The following is an 18530-nucleotide window of genomic DNA, read 5'->3' as shown; positions in this document are numbered from 1 at the left end:
CACAGTGCGTCCAGTTCAACGTGGAAGTATACCAAGTGATCCACAAACAGGTCAAAAAATTGTTTTCAGGAAATATCAAGATGCTAAAACACACTTGATTGATAAAATAGGACATTACTGCTGCTATTGCGAGAAACCAGTAACAAATGTTCGTGATGTGGAGCATATTTTACCAAAACAGCATTATCCAAGACTACAAACTATTTGGCATAATTTTTTGATTTCTTGTAGAGTTTGTAACGATATTAAAGGACGTTCTCTAATCAGGAGAAAAAACTTTTATTGGGCTGATATAGATAATACATTCCGAATTTTTGAATATAATCCTGTAAGCGGAAATGTAAAGGTAAATTCCTTGCTCTCTGATCCAGAAAAATCAATAGCAAAAAACACATTAGATTTAGTTGGTTTAGATAGAAAACCCGGACATCCTAACATTACTCCAGCAGATGAGCGTTGGAAAGAAAGATTTGAAACTTTGCAAGTTGCTCAAGAAGCATTTTCTGACTTACAAAATAATGATACTCCTGAAATGAGAAAACAAATTATTAGTAATGCAAAAGGTCGTGGTTTTTTCTCAGTGTGGATGACTGTATTTAAAGATGATCCTGAAATTCTAAAAAGATTTATTGCTGCGTTTCCGGGAACTTCTGGAGATTGTTTTGATCACCAAGGTAAGGCTATTCATCGTCCCAAGGGAAGAATATGAATCAACCCAATAATACATCCTTAGCCGAAGTCCGTACTGCATTAAAACAAATCTGGGGTTATGAAGATTTCCGTACACCACAGGGAGAAATTGTCAAGAGTTTATTATCACAAAAAGATGCTTTAATAATTATGCCTACAGGTGGGGGAAAGTCAATTTGTTTTCAACTTCCTGCATTATTAAAAACCGGATTAACTTTAGTAGTTTCTCCCTTGGTTGCATTGATGGAAAACCAAGTTGAAGAACTCAAACAACGAAATCAAAAAGCTGCACTTTTACATAGTGAATTATCTACATCCCAACGTCGTGCAACATTGCAAGCTTTAGAAAAACAACAATTAAGATTATTATATTTATCACCAGAAACGTTATTAAGTTCTCCAGTATGGGAAAGATTATCTCATCCCCAATTACAAATTAATGGAATTATCCTAGATGAAGCACATTGTTTAGTACAATGGGGTGATACATTTCGTCCAGCTTATCGACGTTTGGGTGCAGTTCGTCCAGCGTTATTAAAATCAAAACCATCAGGTACAAAAATTAGTTTAGCAGCTTTTACTGCTACGGCTGATCCTTCAGCACAAAAGATAATTGCTGATGTTTTACAATTACAAAAACCTGATATTTATAAACTCAATCCTTACCGAAATAATTTACATCTTAATGTGAAAATTGTTTGGACACCAAGAGGTAGAAAACAACAATTATTAAAGTTTATTCAAAAGCATCAAAATCAAGCAGGTTTGATTTATGTCAGAACTCGGAAAGATAGCGAAGAATTAGCAGCATGGTTAGCAGAAATTGGGTATAATACTGCTAGTTATCATGCGGGATTAGGTGCAACAGAAAGACGCGCAGTAGAAGCAAGTTGGTTAGGTGGAAAAATACCATTCGTGGTTTGTACCTGTGCTTTTGGGATGGGGATAAATAAATCTGACTGTCGCTGGGTTATCCATTTTCATGCACCACATTTATTATCTGAATATGTGCAAGAAATAGGACGTGCGGGAAGAGATGGAAAACCAGCGGAAGCATTAACTTTAATTAGTGAACCGACGGGTTTTTTAGATGCTGAAGATAAACAAAGACAGCACTTTTTCACAGAACAAATGTTAAAGCAACAACAAAAAGCGCAACAGTTAGCTAAAAAGTTACCCAAACAAGGAGAAGTAACATCAGTAATTAAACAATTTCCTGATGGTGCAAATGCGCTTTCTTTACTTCATAGTAGTGGACAATTGCAATGGCTTGATCCTTTTCATTATGCTATTTCTGGAAAGTCGGGAAATCAGCCACAAATGCAATTACAAGCTGCTAAACAAATGGGTGAATATTTGCATACTAAAAAGTGTCGTTGGCAGTTTTTGTTAAATGCTTTTGGTTTTGGGAAGGAAGCTGAAAATTGGAGTTGTGGACATTGTGATAATTGTCGAAAATAATTAAGTAGAAAGACGGGAAAAAACCAAAGTATGTAAAGAAAAGTAAATTATCCTAAAAACCTCTTCTCTCTTGCCTTTTACCTCTTGCCTCTTGCCTTGTGATAACGACAATTTTTAACGCCTACCTACTTATATTATTTTTGCATCAATTTCAAATTGACATTGAGTTGTGTGTACATTGTACACCTAAAATGCTATGATCTCAATTGAAGGTGTTCACTAAATAGCCAAGATGTTAGAAACCTCTTCTCCCAAAGACAATAGACTTGATTTAAGAGTTACACAAGAGCAAAAAGAACTCTTAGAACAAGCAGCAGCACTGAAAGGAGTTTCTTTGAGTGCTTATACTCTATCGCATCTGCTTCCCATTGCTAGACAGGAAATAGATGCCCATGAAAGGCTGGTTTTATCTAGTCGGGATAGAGATTTATTTATGTCTGTGATGGAAAATCCCCCAAAACTCAAGGGAAAACTCAAAACTACCTTGAAAAAGTTTAGGGATAAATATGACAAATAGTGAAGGAAGATGGAATTTTTTACCGATTGAGAAGAAATATAAAAAGGATTCTTTTGACTGTGGTTATCAGGTTCTCAATGATTACCTGAAAAAATATGCTCGACAAAACCATCAAAAAGGTATTGCTAAAACCTTTGTGGCGGTGAGAGAATCAGGAAGTATGAAAGTTGATGGTTACTATACACTGAACGCGAGTATTATTGAGTATGAATCTTTGCCTGAATCTTATCAAAAAAGAATACCTGCTTATCCGATTCCTGCTACTTTAATTGGTAAATTAGCAGTTGATAATACTGCAAAGGGACAAGGTTTAGGGGGAGAACTTTTAGCAGATGCTCTATATCGTATTGTTCGCGCTGCTCAAGAAATTGGTATTTTCGCAGTGAGAGTTGATGCTATAGATTTACAAGCTAGGGAATTTTATCTGAAACATGAGTTTATTCCTTTTTTAGATCGGGAATTATCTTTGTTTTTACCTATAGAAACAATTGCTAAAGAGTTTAATTTTTAAATTTAAAATATAATTATTATTCCCTAATTTCATATTTTTTGCCCTGAAATTGCTCAAATATGGCGCGATGGGATGAATAACCAAATTCATCATCACGCTCTGTGTATTGTTGAATCCAACTGTTTAAAAACTCAAAAGTTTCTGCTTGTGCTTGCGGTGATTTAAATTTGTGCGGTTCCCAAGGGCGATTTTGGTTATTTTCAAGACATTGAACTATACCGGGATTGAGAAAATAGATTTCAGTGGCAGATTCAAGAGCAATTTTAATTAGCGTACTGTAACAACCTTCAATTATCCAAGCAGTATTATTTTTTATGAAATCTCGCAGATCATTAGCTGCATCTTCCTGATCACGTCTGATGGCGATTTGATTTGGTTCCCACACAATAGTATCCAAATCAAGAATAGGAATATTTAACTCTTCTGCCAATTTCTTGGCAAGCGTGCTTTTTCCAGAACCAGAATTACCAAATATTAAAAGTCTATACATTGTCTTGTCATCTGTGGTCTATTTAACCTTATCAAGGACGGGGAAACCCCGCCCCTACATTAAAACTGCTTTAAAAAGCGCAAATCGCTATTATACAAACGGCGAATATCATCAATTTGATGTAACACCATTGCAAAACGTTCTACACCGAAACCGGCGGCAAAACCGCTATAAATTTCTGGGTCGTAACCTACAGATTTAAGTACATTTGGGTCAACCATACCACAACCCATTACCTCTAACCAGCGTCCATTCCACTGTAAATCTACTTCCGCAGAAGGTTCAGTAAAGGGAAAATAACTAGCGCGGAAACGAATGGGTAAATCACCAAACATCGCTTGCAAAAACATCTTCACAGTTCCTTTGAGGTCTGTAAAAGTTAGTCCTTCATCAACTGCTAATAATTCAATTTGATGAAAAACTGCGGAGTGGGTTGCATCTACATCATCTCTTCGGTAAACTCGACCTGGGGCAACGATGCGAAATGGTGGTTCTTCCTTTTCCATGTAGCGAATTTGCACAGATGAGGTGTGAGTCCGCAGTAAATTACCATCTGGTAAATAAAAGGTATCCTGCATATCACGGGCTGGATGGTCTTGAGGGGTGTTAAGAGCCTCAAAATTGTAGTAATCTGTTTCCATCTCTGACCCTTGGGCGACAGTGTAGCCCATGCCTACAAAGATATCTAGTGCCTGATCAATGATACCATTGAGAGGATGTATGCGACCTTGGGGGCGATAGATACCCGGCATGGTCACGTCTAATGTTTCAGCCTCTAGTTGTGCTTGAATTTGAGCAGATTCTAAAGCGGCGCGTTGCTGGTCAAGACTGTTTTGTAAAGCTTCTTTAACTGTGTTGGCGATCGCCCCAATTTTTGGACGCTCTTCCGCACTCATCTGTCCCATGCTGCGTAACAGCGCCCCTAATTGCCCTTTTTTGCCCAAATAGTTAATTCTGAGTTCTTCCAGGCGTTCTAGGGTATCAGCAGATGCGATCGCTGCTTCTCCTTCCTGCCGCAATGCTAAAAGTTGATCCTCTAAATTACTAGTCATTAGTTATTAGTCATTAGTTATTAGTCAGTGGTCAATGGCAAAATACAAACAACCAAAAACTGACAAAGGACGATTAACCTTAGCAATCTGCCATTAATTAAGTCAACGGCATTCGTTAAAGCCTCTCCTCTGTTTACCAGTTTAGAAGCGATCAAGCATGAGAAATTTTTTTCTTGCCTGTGTGACCAAAAACACTGACAACCAACACCCAGTTAATGGCTAATAACTAATGATCACTAAAATTTTAATGCCCAATGAACAGTAACAGATGAAATTACTAATTAGTAACGATGATGGTATTTCCGCTTTGGGTATCCGCACCTTAGCTAACACTCTAGCCGAAGCAGGCCATGATGTTAGTGTAGTTTGTCCAGATCGAGAGCGATCGGCAACAGGACATGGATTAACCTTACATCAACCAATTCGCGCTGAAATGGTTGAATCCCTGTTTCATCCTGCTATTAATGCTTGGGCTTGTGACGGGACACCATCCGACTGTGTAAAATTAGCTTTGTGGGCTTTACTCGATTCCCCTCCTGATTTAGTGTTATCTGGAATTAACCAAGGTGCCAATTTAGGAACAGAAATTCTTTACTCAGGAACTGTTTCCGCAGCAATGGAAGGTATAATAGAAGGCATTCCTAGTATTGCCCTCAGTCTAACCAGTCATACTCACAAAGACTTTGAACCAGCTGCCAAATTTGCCAAACTGCTAGTTGACCAACTGACAGCAGAACCATTACCAGATTTAATGTTACTTAACGTCAACATTCCTCCTATTCCCTGGGAAGAAATCGCTGGTGCTACTCTTACCCGTCAAGGAGTGCGTCGCTATGTAGATGTTTTTAACAAGCGAGTAGACCCCCGTGGTAAAACTTACTACTGGTTAACAGGAGAGGTTCTAGAAGATGTGCAACCACCAGCAGGTTTAAATCTGCCGTCAGACATCCCCACTGATGTAGAAGTCATCCGTAATAACTTCATTAGTATTACTCCATTGCAATACAATCTTACTTATGCCAATGGACTGCATCAACTGTCCACGTGGGAATTTAAATTTCCGTAAATTTTTTGGTATGAGGTTAAGGCTGGAGTGTCAATTAAATCTTTTACAATAAAACTTACCATATAAATTTAGGAGTTATATTGGGATAAATGATTACATAATAAATTATGGGGCATTGAGAGTTATACTCTATCAGCTTCACTCCGTATCTACTATCACAGAATGACACAAATCAGCCAACTCACAGCAAGACAAGAAAAGCCAGAAACAAATAATTTTTGACTTTTAGCTTTCTTGTAACGGTTATAGGGTATGATTTTTTACTAAAATACATATTATAACCAAGATGGTAAGACAGCATAAACTAAAAAACATAAGAAGCATTTTTTTGATTGATTACCCGCTCAGTCCAGCAACCAACACCCATGTCTAGGATAGAGAATCAATTTACAGTCCAATTTTGGGGCGTTAGGGGCAGCATCCCCTGTCCAGGTTCAAGCACAGTTCGCTATGGCGGTAATACCCCTTGCGTAGCCATGCAAGTCGGGGGTAAACGCTTAATCTTTGATTGTGGTACGGGAGTCCACGTTTTAGGTCAATCGCTATTGTCTCAAATGCCCGTAGAAGGTCATATCTTCTTCACGCACTCCCATTGGGATCATATGCAGGGGTTTCCTTTCTTTAGCCCAGCTTTTATCAAAGGTAATCAATTTAATATTTATGGAGCGATCGCTCCCGATGGCTCTACCATTGAGCAACGCCTCAATGACCAGATGCTTCATCCCAACTTCCCTGTACCCTTGCAGATTATGCAAGCCAATTTGAATTTTCACAACATTAAAGCAGGGCAACCCATCCACATTCATGACATTATTATAGAAACCAGACATTTAAACCATCCCGGTGAAGCGGTGGGATATAGAGTTAACTGGCATGGTGGAGCAGCTGCTTACATCACAGATACAGAACATTTCCCCGACAAATTGGACGAAAATGTTCTTTGGTTAGCTCGCGATGCCGACATCTTGATTTACGATTCCACCTATACCGATGATGAATACTATTCCCCAAAATCACCAAAAATGGGCTGGGGACATTCTACTTGGCAAGAAGCAGTGAAAGTAGCACAAGCAGCCAACGTCAAAACCCTGGTAATTTACCATCATGATCCTGGCCACAACGATGATTTCTTAGATAATGTAGGCAAACAAGTATTTGAGAAATTTCCTGGTGCAATCATGGCTAGAGAGGGATTAATACTCCAAGTTCCAGTTTTAGATCCTCTATCAGAATCAATGCCAATTGGCAAGTAAGTATCCAGAATTCAGACGAGGGATTTTTGAGGGGTAGGTAACTTTCCCCAGCAAAAATAGAAGTGACAGAGCTTGTTGCTGACAGCTAGAATAAACCTAAAATCCCAGAATCCACGTGCTAAATTTGTCTCAAAATGGGTGTTCCGTGTGGGTTGCTTCTTCAACTGAAGGAATACTAACACCAACTGCTGTTGCTCTTGGCAAATTTGATGGTGTTCATATTGGTCATAAAAGGGTAATTCAACCAATTTTACCCTTAGCCCAGGATCAAGAAAGACGGGAAGATGGGGATAACTTAGCTGAAAAATCATCCCGTCAAACCGCAAATCTAACACCCCTGGAATCACAAAAAGAGCGTATACATTCCACCGTAGTTACCTTTGATCCTCATCCACAGGAATTTTTTACAGGACAACCCCGTGCTTTGCTGACACCACTTGATGAAAAAGTTGAACAATTGCGATCGCTTGGGGTAGAACAACTGGTATTATTACCCTTCGATAAAGACCTATCAGCCCTCTCACCCCAAGACTTCGTAGCAAAAATACTTGTCCAACAACTCCAGTGTCAACAAATCAGTGTTGGCGAAGATTTCTGTTTTGGTAAAAAGCGCATGGGTACGGCACAAGATTTGCAAACACTCGCCGCCAAATTCAATATCCCCGTCACCATAGTTCCCATCCAAACTGATATACATGACTTGTCCACAAACAACAGTGACATCAACACCACACTGACCGAGGACAATCGGATTAGCACTTCATTAATTCGTCAAAGTTTGGAAACAGGAGATATTGAAAAAGCCAACCGCCTACTAGGAAGACCTTATACCCTCACCGGTGTAGTGATACCAGGACAAAAATTAGGTAGAACCATTGGCTTTCCCACAGCAAACCTGCAACTACCAAAAGACAAATTTTTACCCCGTCAAGGAGTTTACGCAGTACAGGTTCTCATCCACAGCCAAAACCCAGATGCGTCTCCTACTCAGAACTTAGGAGTGATGAATATCGGCAACCGCCCCACCGTTAATGGTACTAATTCATCTGTAGAAGTACATCTATTTGATTGGTCTGATGATTTATACAGTCAAAAACTAGTTGTTCAGCTAGTCAAATTTTTGCGCCCAGAACAAAAATTTCCTTCCCTAGAAGCCTTAAAAACCCAAATTCAACTGGACTGCACCATAGCCAGAGAAATTTTGGCATCACACTGAATTTGGATGATAACTAGGGAACACTGTATATATTGGTGATTGGTGATTGGTGATTGGTAATTGTTAGAAAGCAGTCCCTATTACCCATTACCCATTACTTTACCCATTACCCATTACCAAGTCAGCATGAGAGAAAAAATCGACGTTTTAACACAAAATCTGGCTCGTACCATCGTTGGTAAACATGAAGCTATCCGCTTGGTGGTGGTTGCTTTGCTTGGTGGTGGTCACGCTTTGTTAGAAGATGTGCCTGGAGTTGGTAAAACTCTCCTGGCCAAATCTTTAGCACGTTCTGTAGATGGCAGATTTCAACGGCTACAATGCACACCTGATTTACTTCCCACAGACATTACCGGCACAAATATTTGGAATCCTAAAAGCGGCGAATTTTCTTTTATGCCTGGGCCTATTTTTGCTAACGTCCTACTAGCTGATGAAATTAACCGCGCTACCCCTCGCACCCAGTCAGCTTTGCTGGAAGTCATGGAAGAACGTCAGGTAACAGTTGATGGTGTCTCTCGCACAGTTCCTCAGCCCTTTTTTGTGATTGCTACTCAAAACCCCATTGAGTACCAAGGGACTTTCCCTTTACCAGAAGCACAGATGGATCGATTTATGCTGTCTTTGAGTTTGGGTTATCCTTCGGAGTCAGATGAATTACAAATGCTGCAAAATCTAGACAATGGGATTCAATTAGCTGATTTGCAGCCTTGTATTACCTTGGATGAAGTAGCCCAATTACGCCAACTTTGCTCAAAGATAAAAGTAGAAACATCTTTGCAACAATACATATTGGAATTGGTGCGGACAACCAGACAGGATGAGGAAATTACTCTGGGTGTAAGTCCCCGTGGTACGGTGGCATTACAAAAAGCAACCCAAGCATTAGCTTTTATTTTAGGACGAGATTATGCTATCCCCGATGATGTGAAGTTTCTTGCACCTCATGTTCTTTGTCATCGCCTGATTCCGAGAGGGGGAAGGAATGCTAAAACTGTAGTTGATCGGATATTGCGATCGGTTGCTATTCCTTAATTTAAACATAGTGTGATCGCGCTACAATTAGTAATTGCAGCACCAAAGAAGCGATCGCACTAGAAAAAAACTAACCACAGACTTAAACCAAAATAATCTGTGGACTTTACAAAAATTAATTAAACAAAAAATTACAAATAATAATTATGGAAGACCTTTTAAGACTCAAAGAAAGAATTGAAATCGCTTTAGAATTAGGCGAGAGTTATTATCGTGAGTTTAAAAGTGCCTTACAGGGTGATCCTAATCACAAACAGCCACGAGAGCTAAAAGAAATCTGTGCTGATATAGCTAAAACACTAGTGGCATTTGCTAACGCTGATGGTGGAGAACTCTTTGTGGGTATAGAAGATAATAATACGGTAACAGGCTTACCTTTTACAGAAGAAAAAATAAACACTATTTTTAATGCCCCTGAAAACTATGTTTTAAGAGATACACCACTATCTATCAAGCGCAAAAATCTGATTGACTATGAAGGAAAAAAAATAGCTTACTTTTCTATTGATAAGGGTACTAAATTTGTCCACCAAACATCCAAAGGAGAATGTTTTCAGCGTAAAGACAGAGAAAGTGTACCAACATCTGCCGATAGTATTAGATTTTTGAGAGAAGAAGCAATTTCCAGAGAGTATGATAGACAATTTGTAGATTTAGCCAGTGTCAGAGATTTAGACTTAGAACTTGTGACAACAGTCGCACAAGAAATAACTAAACATAAATCTATGTCACCAGAAAAATTTTTACAATATGTGGAACTAGCAGAATTTGATGGTGATCGTTTAAGATTAAGACGGGCAGCTTTATTATTATTCGCCAAAAATCCTACTAAATGGCATCCTCGTTCACAAGTCAGAATATTAAGGGTAAATGGTACAGAAGAAAAACCCGCACCTGACTATAATGTAAACGAAGTAGCAGAAGTGACTGGGAATATATTTAAACTCATGCAAGAAAGTTGGGAAGCACTACGCCCAGCTTTAACTGAAACACGATATTCCAGTGATGGACTATTTAAAACCCAAGTAATTTATCCTGAACTAGCTTGCAAAGAAGCTTTGATTAATGCTATTACTCACAGAGATTATAGTATTGAAGGGCGCGGAATTGAAATTAGAAGATTTGACGATAGGTTAGAGGTGCTAAGTCCAGGAAAATTATTATCTAAATATACAATTAAAGATTTAAAAGAACTCAAAGGCGCACACGAAACTAGAAATACCTATATTGCCAGAGTTTTAAGAGAGTTTGGTTATATCCGCGAACTTGGTGAAGGTATTCGCAGAATGTTTGCATTAATGAAAAGTAATGAATTGGTTGAACCGGAAATTTCTTCACCTAATAAGTCTTTTATTGTCTCACTATTTTATAAATTTATCTACACCAAAGAAGAGAAAATTTGGTTAGATAATTTTGAACATTTACAACTTTCTAGAGAACAGAAAACTATAGTAAAGCTGGGAATAAATGGCAGATTAATTTCTCCTAAAGAAATTTTTGAAAATGTTGGTATTGTGGATACTGATTATTATCGTCAATTAGTAGAAAGTTTAAGAAAAATGGGTATTTTAGTTAGTAAAATTTCTTCTGTTGACGCACAGAGACTTGCAAAAGAGCAGGGTATTTCAAAAAAAAGCATTGCCAGATTTCAGATTATATTACCTTATAACATGATAGATAGTGCAAGAGTGTCTGAAAGTAATGATACTTCAGATTATGCGAAAATATTTATTGGTAATGTAGATTTTAATGCTAATGAGCAGGATTTAGAAACATTATTTAGTCAATTTGGGGAAATTTCGGATGTATATATTCCTAAAGATAGAATGTCTGGAAATAGTAGAGGTTTTGCGATTGTTGAGTTTGAGAAATTAGAATCAGCTAAAAAAGCTTTAGAAAGTACAAGACCTATATTTTTACGTAATAGAAAAGTTTATGTACAAAAGTATAAGGAAATGTAAATCTTTGTTTTTAATTTAACTTTAATGCCTAATGCCAGATTTATGTCAAATTTAATCACGCGCAAACCATCCCATCAACGAATGAAACGCCAACTGCTGATTGTCATGCTGGTGATTTTCGCTTGGAGTGTAGCTATGGGATTTATACTAGGTTTAGCCACCAGCGCCAACGCAGCTAACCCCGCTTCCTCAGTTGGTACAGTTGACGTAGTACCCGCAAATTACCAACTAGGGCAAGAATTATACATAGAAAATTGCTCTACCTGTCACATTGCTTTACCACCAGCGGTATTTCCCACCCAAACTTGGAAGAATCTCCTGGAAGACTCCCAGCATTATGGCGCACAGATTCAGCCTTTAGTCGATCCACAACGCATTTTGGTGTGGAAATATGTTTCTACTTTCTCCCGTGTGCAGCTTCAAGATGAAGAAATACCTTATCGTCTGAATAGATCCCGTTATTTTAAGGCTTTACATCCTGGTGTAAAATTACCAAACCCTGTAAACATGGACAGTTGTGTTAGTTGTCATTTAGGTGCAAGAGAGTTTAATTTCCGTAGCCTGACTCCAGAATGGGATAAATAAATTGGTGATTGGTAAACTTCCTTCTGTCACCTGTCACCTGTTCTCAGGGCAAAATGATACGATGAAGGAGTTTAAATATTAAGATAAGAATTAAAACCAATCGTCATATCAAGGTGATTGGGGTTTTTTAATTTGGTTTTTGAGTAAATTCTCGTTTCCTGGCCATCTATAACCAAAACGGCTGGGTTGTGTTAAGTGTCTATAATTATATAGCTATTAGCTAAAACCTTTAATTTCCATCCCCCTTGATTTAGTTCCATAAACTGCCATGCTAAAACTCTTGTTGGGCGATCCCAACGCTCGTAAACTTAAAAAATACCAGCCTTACATTACAGAAATTAACCTGTTAGAGGAAGAAATTAAAGCACTTTCTGATGATGAGTTAAAAGGTAAAACCGCTGAATTTAGACAACGACTGGCTAAGGGTGAAACTCTGGATGATATTTTACCGGAAGCTTTTGCTGTTGTGCGGGAGTCAGGACGGCGTGTTTTAGGGTTGCGACACTTTGATGTGCAATTATTAGGTGGGGTGATTCTCCACTCTGGGCAAATTGCGGAAATGAAAACTGGTGAAGGTAAAACCTTGGTGGCTACCTTACCGAGTTATTTAAATGCGCTAACAGGTCAAGGTGTTCACGTTATTACTGTGAATGATTACCTGGCACGTCGGGACGCAGAATGGATGGGTCAGGTACATCGGTTCTTGGGTTTAAGTGTGGGGCTGATTCAAGCTACTATGAACCCGACGGAACGGAAGAAAAACTATGACTGTGATATTACTTATGTAACTAACAGTGAGATAGGTTTTGATTACCTGCGGGATAATATGGCTACCTCTATGGCTGAGGTGGTGCAACGTCCCTTTAATTTCTGTGTTATTGACGAAGTAGATTCAATTTTAGTTGATGAAGCCCGGACTCCGTTGATTATTTCTGGTCAGGTGGAAAGACCGACAGAAAAATATTTGCAGGCGGCGGAAATTGCTTTTACTCTGCAAAAAGATGAACATTATGATGTGAATGAAAAGGATCGTAATGTTCTTTTAACTGATGAGGGTTTTGCAGAAGCGGAAAATCTGTTGGGTGTGACGGATTTGTTTGACCCGGAAAATCCTTGGGCGCATTTTGTCTTTAATGCGATTAAGGCTAAGGAATTGTTCCTCAAGGATGTGAATTATATTGTCCGCAATGATGAAGTGGTGATTGTGGATGAATTTACGGGTCGGGTACTACCGGGACGACGCTGGAGTGATGGTTTACACCAGGCGATTGAGGCGAAGGAACACGTAGAAATTCAGCCTGAAACTCAAACTTTGGCAACTATTACTTATCAAAATTTGTTTTTGCTTTATCCCAAGTTGGGGGGAATGACGGGAACTGCAAAAACGGAAGAGGTGGAGTTTGAAAAGATTTATAAACTGGAAGTCAGTGTTATTCCTACCAACCGGGTGAGAAGACGGGAAGACCTGTCTGATATGGTGTTTAAGACTGAACCTGGAAAATGGAGAGCGATCGCTAAAGAATGTGCAGAAATGCACGAAAATGGTAGACCTGTGTTAGTGGGTACAACCAGTGTCGAAAAATCTGAACTTCTCAGCCGACTCCTGAAGGAAATCAATATTCCCCATGAGTTACTCAACGCTAGACCGGAAAATGTGGAACGGGAAGCGGAAATTGTCGCCCAAGCAGGACGCAGAGGTGCTGTAACGATCGCCACCAACATGGCGGGACGGGGTACAGATATCATTCTGGGTGGTAACTCTGAGTATATGGCGCGGTTGAAGCTGCGGGAATATTTTATGCCCCGTATCGTCAGCCCAGAGGATGAAGATGTTTTTAGTATGCAAAGGGCTTCTGGGCTACCTATGGGTGGTAGCGGAGGTGGCCAAGGCTTTGTTCCTGGTAAAAAGGTGAAGACTTGGCGGGCTTCTCCAGAAATTTTCCCCACCCAGCTATCGAAGGAAACAGAACAGCTGTTAAAAGATGCGGTGGAGGTAGCAGTAAAAGCTTATGGCGATCGCAGTTTACCAGAATTGGAAGCAGAAGATAAGGTAGCTGTAGCCGCGGAAAAAGCACCTACGGACGACCCTGTAATTCAAAAATTGCGGGAAGCTTACCAACGTATTAAGCATGAGTATGAAGAATTCACCAGCACTGAACATGATGATGTGGTCAGTAGAGGTGGACTGCACGTAATTGGTACAGAACGCCATGAATCGCGCCGGATTGATAACCAGTTACGCGGACGGGCGGGAAGACAAGGCGACCCAGGAACGACAAGATTCTTCCTCAGTTTAGAGGATAACCTATTGCGGATCTTTGGGGGCGATCGCGTTGCTGGTTTGATGAATGCGTTCCAAGTAGAAGAAGATATGCCTATTGAGTCGGGTATGTTAACCCGCAGTTTGGAAGGCGCACAGAAAAAGGTTGAGACTTATTACTACGACATCCGTAAACAGGTGTTTGAGTATGACGAAGTAATGAACAACCAACGTCGTGCTATCTATGCGGAACGTCGCCGGGTGTTGGAAGGTCAAGACTTGAAGGAACAGGTAATTAAATACGCAGAAAAAACGATGGATGACATCGTTGATTATTACATCAACCCTGATTTACCTTCGGAAGAATGGGAATTAGAAAAGTTGGTGGAAAAGGTGAAGGAGTTTGTTTACCTGTTGGCTGATATGCAAGCCAGTCAGTTGGAGGATATGGGAGTACCGGAAATTAAGGCTTTCCTCCATGAACAAGCGCGTATTGCCTATGATATGAAAGAGGCGCAAATTGACCAAATTCAACCGGGTTTGATGCGTCAAGCGGAACGGTTTTTTATTCTCCAACGCATAGATACTTTGTGGCGGGAACATCTGCAACAAATGGATGCGTTGCGTGAGTCTGTTGGTTTGCGTGGTTATGGTCAAAAAGACCCTCTGATTGAGTATAAGAGTGAGGGTTATGAGTTGTTCTTGGATATGATGGTGAATATCCGCCGTGATGTGGTTTATTCGCTGTTTATGTTCCAGCCTCAGCCACAACAAGCTGTGCAGACTTCAGAAATGGTTTAGGTTTTTTTCACGCAGAGACAAGGGAGGCGCAGAGAGTTTTTTCTGCGTCTTTTGTTTTTTGGGGAATGAACCGCGTTCGCGTAGCGTCCCGAAGGGATAGGCGCGAAGGACGCGAAGGAAGAGTTTTGATGGCCTTAGTGTAAACTATAAATTTAAGGCAAGAGAATTTTATATCTGATAATGTTAGCTTTTGCATTGCTAGATAAAAATATCAAATATGGACTATACTAAACTACATAGGTTATTAACTCAATCATCCTGGAAAGAAGCAGATATTGAAACTAGAAAAATAATGCTGCAAATTACTGGAGCTAATAACCGAAAAGAACTGCTAATAACTGCAAGTGATATTCAAAAATTTCCTTGTTCAGAATTAAAAATTCTAGATCAGCTTTGGACTGAATCTAGTAATATGCGTTTTGGATTTAGTATCATTGCTAATATCCATGCAGCCGTAAATCAAGACTATTTTCTACTAGCTGAACAGGTTGGTTGGTGTCGTGAAGACAATTGGATAAATTATGAACAAATCAATTTTACTAATGATGCTCCTGTTGGCCATTTACCTATAACTTGGCTTGTTCCTAGTACATTTTCTATGTACTGGTCTGCTCGTTTCGCTAGTGCTGGATGGCGGTTACTTCTAAATAGAGTAAGAGAGTGTGGTTGATGAATGATTTAAGTGCAAGAGGTGAGATAAGTTAGGATAGGAGGAAAGGGGGTATTTTATGATTTATCTTTCTGCTAGTGAGGTAAAACGGAATTTTGCAGAGTTTTTAGATCAAGCTCAAAAAGAACCTGTTACTATTCAGGGTCAAGATGAAGATTTGGTGGTTGTGCTTTCTGTTGTTGAGTATCAAAGACTTAAAGGTTTGTTGAAAAGGGAGTTTCAGGAGTTTTGTGATCAGGTGGGAAAAGAGGCTGAAGCTAAAGGAATGACTGAAGAAAAGTTGTCATTATTCAGCGAACATTTCAGCTAATATATCCAGCACTGCTTTTTGTTCTTCTTCACTAATTTGACCCAAAAGTTTAACTAATCGAGTTTTATCTATTGTGCGAATTTGATCAAGTACAATTTGTCCTTCTTTTCCTTGAAATTTACAGGTTACTCTTGTGGGGTATGGTTGCCCTTTGGTTGTCATTGGTGCAACAATTACGGTGGAAATATGGTGGTTGATTTCGTTGGGTGAAATTATTAAACAAGGGCGTGTTTTTTTAATTTCACTGCCAATGGCAGGGTCAAAATTAACTAGTAATACATCAAATCTGTTGACTACCATTGCCATTCATTGTCATCCCATTCTGTTGTGTTGATATCATCTAATAGAACATCATTTTGTTTTTCTGCCATTTCTATAAATGCTTTTTCCCAACCCATTCTTGCTTGTTCAACTGGGCGAATAATGAGATGATTTCCTTGAACTTCTATTTCTACTTCTGAGTTAATTCCGCTTTGTTCTAATAGGGTTTTGGGGATACGCAGTCCTTGGGAATTGCCGATTTTGACTATTCGAGTTTTGATTGCTGTACCCATTTTTTGTAATTGAGGATAGAATAGTATTTACATTGTAATTACAAGGATAGGAATAGTCAACTAGAAAGCTGGAAGCAAGGGTGTAAACTTCGGGGATGGGTTAAGATGTTTTTTTCACGCAGAGACGCGTAGGCGCTGATAGGTATTTTCTGACTCTTTGTTTTATGATGAGAAGGAAAGAAATTAACTTTGTTAATTTATTTGTAGGGATGCTGTATGCTCCAATCTCTTGTAAACTAATGAAAAAGGATTAGGTCAGGTTTCTATGCTGAAGTCTTTTCAAATACGTAACTTCAGACTTTTTGATCAAATAGAGGTTAAAAAATTAAGTAATATTAACCTTATTGTCGGTATGAATAATGCTGGTAAGAGTACATTTCTCGAAGCAGTAGAACTCTATGCCAGTAATGCTTCCCCTATGACTATACTTGAGCTTGTCGAATCAAGGCAAGGATCTTGGATTAGTGAAGCACAACAACATCCTCCAAATTTTCTTAGTAATCCCATACGGCATCTATTTTTTAGTCATAAATTACCCGACATAGGAGAACAAGGTATCATTGTTGGAGAAATTTCTTCAACCTCGAAAATTAACATCGGCGTTGCTGTATATCAGATTAAATCTGATGATGAAGGGACAATGAAAAGAATTCGCATTTCTGCGGAGCAACTATATGAAGACTTATCAAATATTGAAGTTATTCTCGTAGCAGAAGAAGGCGAAAAAACTCGAAGAATCTTGAGATTAGATAAGGATTTTAGAGAAATTAGACGTGGTTCTAGAGTTGTTTATGAACGACAAGATTCTGAATTAAAATACAAATGGCAATTTGTCTCAACAGAGAATATGCCTAACCGAAAATTAGCTGCTCTATGGGATTTGACAAGTTTAACCAGTTTGGAATCAGAGGTGATTTCTGCTCTTAAACTGATTGAACCTAAGATATCAGGAGTCGCTTTTGTAGAAGATATTAGTAAAGGCCGTAGTAGTGACAATCGTATTCCTCTAGTAAAAGTTGAAGGTATAGATGAACCATTACCTCTTAAAAGTATGGGTGATGGTTTAAATCGTTTATTTCATATCATGGTAGCTCTCGTGAATGCGAAAGATGGAATTTTGTTAATTGATGAATTTGAAAATGGCTTGCATTGGACAGTACAACCTAAAGTTTGGGAGATTCTTTTTCATTTTTCCGAAAAGCTCAATGTTCAAGTATTTGCAACCACACATAGTCGTGATTGTGTAAATGGTTTTGATAGTGCATGGAATAAGTATCCGTTACTTGGTGCTTTCTTTAGACTAGAAGTTAAAAATAATCTGATTAAAGTAAAAGAATATTCTTCGGAAACATTGGCAGATTCTATTGAAATGGAAGTTGAAACAAGATAAAGAGAAATAGTATGAAAGATATCTGTAAACAAGATACCGATAAAGTATTACTTTTGGAAGGTAAAAATGATTGTCATGTTGTTATGGCTTTGTGTAAAGCTCACCAAGTTCCTCAAACTTTTGGCATATATGAATGCGGTTCAGATAAAGAAGTCTTAAAGCGTTTAAATGCTTTGATATCCCGTCCTAATGCTCCTCAAGTCATCGGAGTAATGCTTGATGCTGATAGCCCTTCTCTAGAAGGAAGATGGGCAAGTATTAAAGGCAAATTAACTCATTATAGCTATAACTTACCTAAGATTCCTGATCAGCATGGAACAATAATTAAGGGTATTGAAGATGAACCTAAACTTGGATTTTGGTTGATGCCAAATAATCAAGATTCTGGTAAATTAGAGGATTTTTGTGCAGAATTAGCAGAACCTAAATCTTTAGAATTTGCGAAAGAATGTGTTACGAAAGCACAAATTAATAAATTAACAACTTTTCAATCATTGCATCTTAGTAAAGCAATTATTCACACATATCTAGCTTGGCAAGATGAACCAGGATATCCTATGGGACAGGCAATTACTAAACAAACTCTTCGTCCTCATACAAATATTGCTATAAAGTTTACTGACTGGTTAACACGGTTATTTAATTAAAAATTTTTCCTCATGTTCCTGAACAAGAGTATATGGTATTGCTACACCTAAGCAAGACATT

At 38.8% G+C, this 18530-nt stretch carries 19 protein-coding genes; 15 read left to right on the top strand and 4 right to left on the bottom strand.

What is annotated here, in order from left to right; all coding sequences use genetic code 11:
* The first annotated feature begins 4 nt into the window (after positions 1–4).
* The 4 genes from ACLLO5_RS00595 (at position 5) to ACLLO5_RS00580 (ending at position 3179) form a co-directional block, all read left to right on the top strand.
* The gene (locus tag ACLLO5_RS00595) at positions 5–709 is read left to right on the top strand and encodes a hypothetical protein (protein WP_413173564.1); all 705 of its coding nucleotides are present in this window, start codon (positions 5–7) and stop codon (positions 707–709) included.
* Entirely contained in the window at positions 706–2151 is a 1446-nt protein-coding gene (locus ACLLO5_RS00590; RefSeq protein WP_413173563.1) for a RecQ family ATP-dependent DNA helicase, read from the top strand. The genes ACLLO5_RS00595 and ACLLO5_RS00590 overlap by 4 nt, the downstream gene beginning before the upstream one ends.
* Positions 2152–2383: 232 nt before the next feature.
* Positions 2384–2668 carry a DUF1778 domain-containing protein gene (locus ACLLO5_RS00585; RefSeq protein WP_413173562.1) on the top strand — a complete coding sequence of 95 codons (285 nt, stop codon included), beginning with the start codon at positions 2384–2386 and terminating at the stop codon, positions 2666–2668.
* A complete protein-coding gene (locus ACLLO5_RS00580; protein WP_413173561.1) occupies positions 2658–3179 on the top strand; it encodes a GNAT family N-acetyltransferase in 522 nt (173 codons plus the stop codon). Before ACLLO5_RS00585 ends, ACLLO5_RS00580 begins: the two co-directional genes overlap by 11 nt.
* A 16-nt stretch (positions 3180–3195) precedes the next feature.
* Here ACLLO5_RS00580 and ACLLO5_RS00575 read toward each other — a convergent pair whose 3' ends face one another.
* Positions 3196–3669 carry an AAA family ATPase gene (locus ACLLO5_RS00575; protein WP_413173560.1) on the bottom strand — a complete coding sequence of 158 codons (474 nt, stop codon included), beginning with the start codon at positions 3667–3669 and terminating at the stop codon, positions 3196–3198.
* A 59-nt stretch (positions 3670–3728) separates the two neighbouring features.
* On the bottom strand, positions 3729–4721 hold the full coding sequence (gene pheS, locus ACLLO5_RS00570; RefSeq protein ID WP_413173559.1) for a phenylalanine--tRNA ligase subunit alpha: 993 nt from the start codon (positions 4719–4721) through the stop codon (positions 3729–3731).
* Between the two features lie 268 nt (positions 4722–4989).
* On the opposite strand from pheS, the gene surE reads away from it, so the two are divergent.
* From surE to ACLLO5_RS00525, 9 genes are all read left to right on the top strand, one after another.
* Positions 4990–5787 carry a 5'/3'-nucleotidase SurE gene (gene surE, locus ACLLO5_RS00565; protein ID WP_413173558.1) on the top strand — a complete coding sequence of 266 codons (798 nt, stop codon included), beginning with the start codon at positions 4990–4992 and terminating at the stop codon, positions 5785–5787.
* A 365-nt stretch (positions 5788–6152) separates the two neighbouring features.
* A complete protein-coding gene (locus ACLLO5_RS00560; RefSeq protein ID WP_413173557.1) occupies positions 6153–7040 on the top strand; it encodes an MBL fold metallo-hydrolase in 888 nt (295 codons plus the stop codon).
* Positions 7041–7155: 115 nt separating this feature from the next.
* On the top strand, positions 7156–8256 hold the full coding sequence (locus ACLLO5_RS00555; RefSeq protein ID WP_413173556.1) for a bifunctional riboflavin kinase/FAD synthetase: 1101 nt from the start codon (positions 7156–7158) through the stop codon (positions 8254–8256).
* A 126-nt stretch (positions 8257–8382) separates the two neighbouring features.
* Positions 8383–9291: an AAA family ATPase gene (locus ACLLO5_RS00550; protein ID WP_413176205.1), complete on the top strand. Its 909-nt coding sequence runs from the start codon at positions 8383–8385 to the stop codon at positions 9289–9291.
* Positions 9292–9437: 146 nt separating this feature from the next.
* Positions 9438–11252, top strand: a complete 1815-nt coding sequence (locus ACLLO5_RS00545) for an ATP-binding protein (protein WP_413173555.1) — start codon at positions 9438–9440, stop codon at positions 11250–11252.
* A gap of 42 nt (positions 11253–11294) precedes the next feature.
* Complete coding sequence (locus tag ACLLO5_RS00540) at positions 11295–11837, top strand: cytochrome C (RefSeq protein ID WP_413173554.1); 543 nt, start codon at positions 11295–11297, stop codon at positions 11835–11837.
* 268 nt (positions 11838–12105) lie between these two features.
* Positions 12106–14898 carry a preprotein translocase subunit SecA gene (secA, locus tag ACLLO5_RS00535; RefSeq protein WP_413173553.1) on the top strand — a complete coding sequence of 931 codons (2793 nt, stop codon included), beginning with the start codon at positions 12106–12108 and terminating at the stop codon, positions 14896–14898.
* Positions 14899–15115: 217 nt separating this feature from the next.
* Positions 15116–15568: a GUN4 domain-containing protein gene (locus tag ACLLO5_RS00530; RefSeq protein WP_413173552.1), complete on the top strand. Its 453-nt coding sequence runs from the start codon at positions 15116–15118 to the stop codon at positions 15566–15568.
* A gap of 58 nt (positions 15569–15626) precedes the next feature.
* A complete protein-coding gene (locus ACLLO5_RS00525; RefSeq protein ID WP_413173551.1) occupies positions 15627–15878 on the top strand; it encodes a type II toxin-antitoxin system Phd/YefM family antitoxin in 252 nt (83 codons plus the stop codon).
* Here ACLLO5_RS00525 and ACLLO5_RS00520 read toward each other — a convergent pair.
* On the bottom strand, positions 15855–16184 hold the full coding sequence (locus ACLLO5_RS00520; RefSeq protein ID WP_413173550.1) for a type II toxin-antitoxin system PemK/MazF family toxin: 330 nt from the start codon (positions 16182–16184) through the stop codon (positions 15855–15857). The genes ACLLO5_RS00525 and ACLLO5_RS00520 overlap by 24 nt on opposite strands.
* A complete protein-coding gene (locus ACLLO5_RS00515) occupies positions 16172–16432 on the bottom strand; it encodes an AbrB/MazE/SpoVT family DNA-binding domain-containing protein (RefSeq protein ID WP_413173549.1) in 261 nt (86 codons plus the stop codon). The genes ACLLO5_RS00520 and ACLLO5_RS00515 overlap by 13 nt, the downstream gene beginning before the upstream one ends.
* A gap of 265 nt (positions 16433–16697) precedes the next feature.
* Between ACLLO5_RS00515 and ACLLO5_RS00510 the strand changes: the two genes are divergently transcribed.
* Positions 16698–17822 (top strand): AAA family ATPase, encoded by a 1125-nt coding sequence (locus ACLLO5_RS00510; protein WP_413173548.1) that lies wholly within the window; start codon positions 16698–16700, stop codon positions 17820–17822.
* 11 nt (positions 17823–17833) lie between these two features.
* Positions 17834–18469: a DUF3226 domain-containing protein gene (locus ACLLO5_RS00505; protein WP_413173547.1), complete on the top strand. Its 636-nt coding sequence runs from the start codon at positions 17834–17836 to the stop codon at positions 18467–18469.
* Positions 18470–18530 lie beyond the last annotated feature (61 nt).

This window comes from Anabaena azotica SJ-1, from assembly GCF_047275885.1.
In the GTDB taxonomy this organism is placed as follows: domain Bacteria; phylum Cyanobacteriota; class Cyanobacteriia; order Cyanobacteriales; family Nostocaceae; genus Trichormus_B; species Trichormus_B azotica_A.
The sequence above is the reverse complement of the archived record's forward strand: the minus strand, read 5'-3'. Positions and strand labels throughout refer to the sequence as shown.

Coding starts and splice junctions, on each gene's coding strand:
- ACLLO5_RS00530 (WP_413173552.1), top strand. CDS start 15,116: ATGGACTATACTAAACTACATAGGTTATTAACTCAATCATCCTGGAAA.
- ACLLO5_RS00580 (WP_413173561.1), top strand. CDS start 2,658: ATGACAAATAGTGAAGGAAGATGGAATTTTTTACCGATTGAGAAGAAA.
- secA (WP_413173553.1), top strand. CDS start 12,106: ATGCTAAAACTCTTGTTGGGCGATCCCAACGCTCGTAAACTTAAAAAA.
- pheS (WP_413173559.1), bottom strand. CDS start 4,721: ATGACTAGTAATTTAGAGGATCAACTTTTAGCATTGCGGCAGGAAGGA.
- ACLLO5_RS00540 (WP_413173554.1), top strand. CDS start 11,295: ATGTCAAATTTAATCACGCGCAAACCATCCCATCAACGAATGAAACGC.
- ACLLO5_RS00515 (WP_413173549.1), bottom strand. CDS start 16,432: ATGGGTACAGCAATCAAAACTCGAATAGTCAAAATCGGCAATTCCCAA.
- ACLLO5_RS00550 (WP_413176205.1), top strand. CDS start 8,383: ATGAGAGAAAAAATCGACGTTTTAACACAAAATCTGGCTCGTACCATC.
- ACLLO5_RS00585 (WP_413173562.1), top strand. CDS start 2,384: ATGTTAGAAACCTCTTCTCCCAAAGACAATAGACTTGATTTAAGAGTT.
- ACLLO5_RS00560 (WP_413173557.1), top strand. CDS start 6,153: ATGTCTAGGATAGAGAATCAATTTACAGTCCAATTTTGGGGCGTTAGG.
- ACLLO5_RS00510 (WP_413173548.1), top strand. CDS start 16,698: ATGCTGAAGTCTTTTCAAATACGTAACTTCAGACTTTTTGATCAAATA.
- ACLLO5_RS00545 (WP_413173555.1), top strand. CDS start 9,438: ATGGAAGACCTTTTAAGACTCAAAGAAAGAATTGAAATCGCTTTAGAA.
- ACLLO5_RS00505 (WP_413173547.1), top strand. CDS start 17,834: ATGAAAGATATCTGTAAACAAGATACCGATAAAGTATTACTTTTGGAA.
- surE (WP_413173558.1), top strand. CDS start 4,990: ATGAAATTACTAATTAGTAACGATGATGGTATTTCCGCTTTGGGTATC.
- ACLLO5_RS00575 (WP_413173560.1), bottom strand. CDS start 3,669: ATGTATAGACTTTTAATATTTGGTAATTCTGGTTCTGGAAAAAGCACG.
- ACLLO5_RS00525 (WP_413173551.1), top strand. CDS start 15,627: ATGATTTATCTTTCTGCTAGTGAGGTAAAACGGAATTTTGCAGAGTTT.
- ACLLO5_RS00590 (WP_413173563.1), top strand. CDS start 706: ATGAATCAACCCAATAATACATCCTTAGCCGAAGTCCGTACTGCATTA.
- ACLLO5_RS00520 (WP_413173550.1), bottom strand. CDS start 16,184: ATGGCAATGGTAGTCAACAGATTTGATGTATTACTAGTTAATTTTGAC.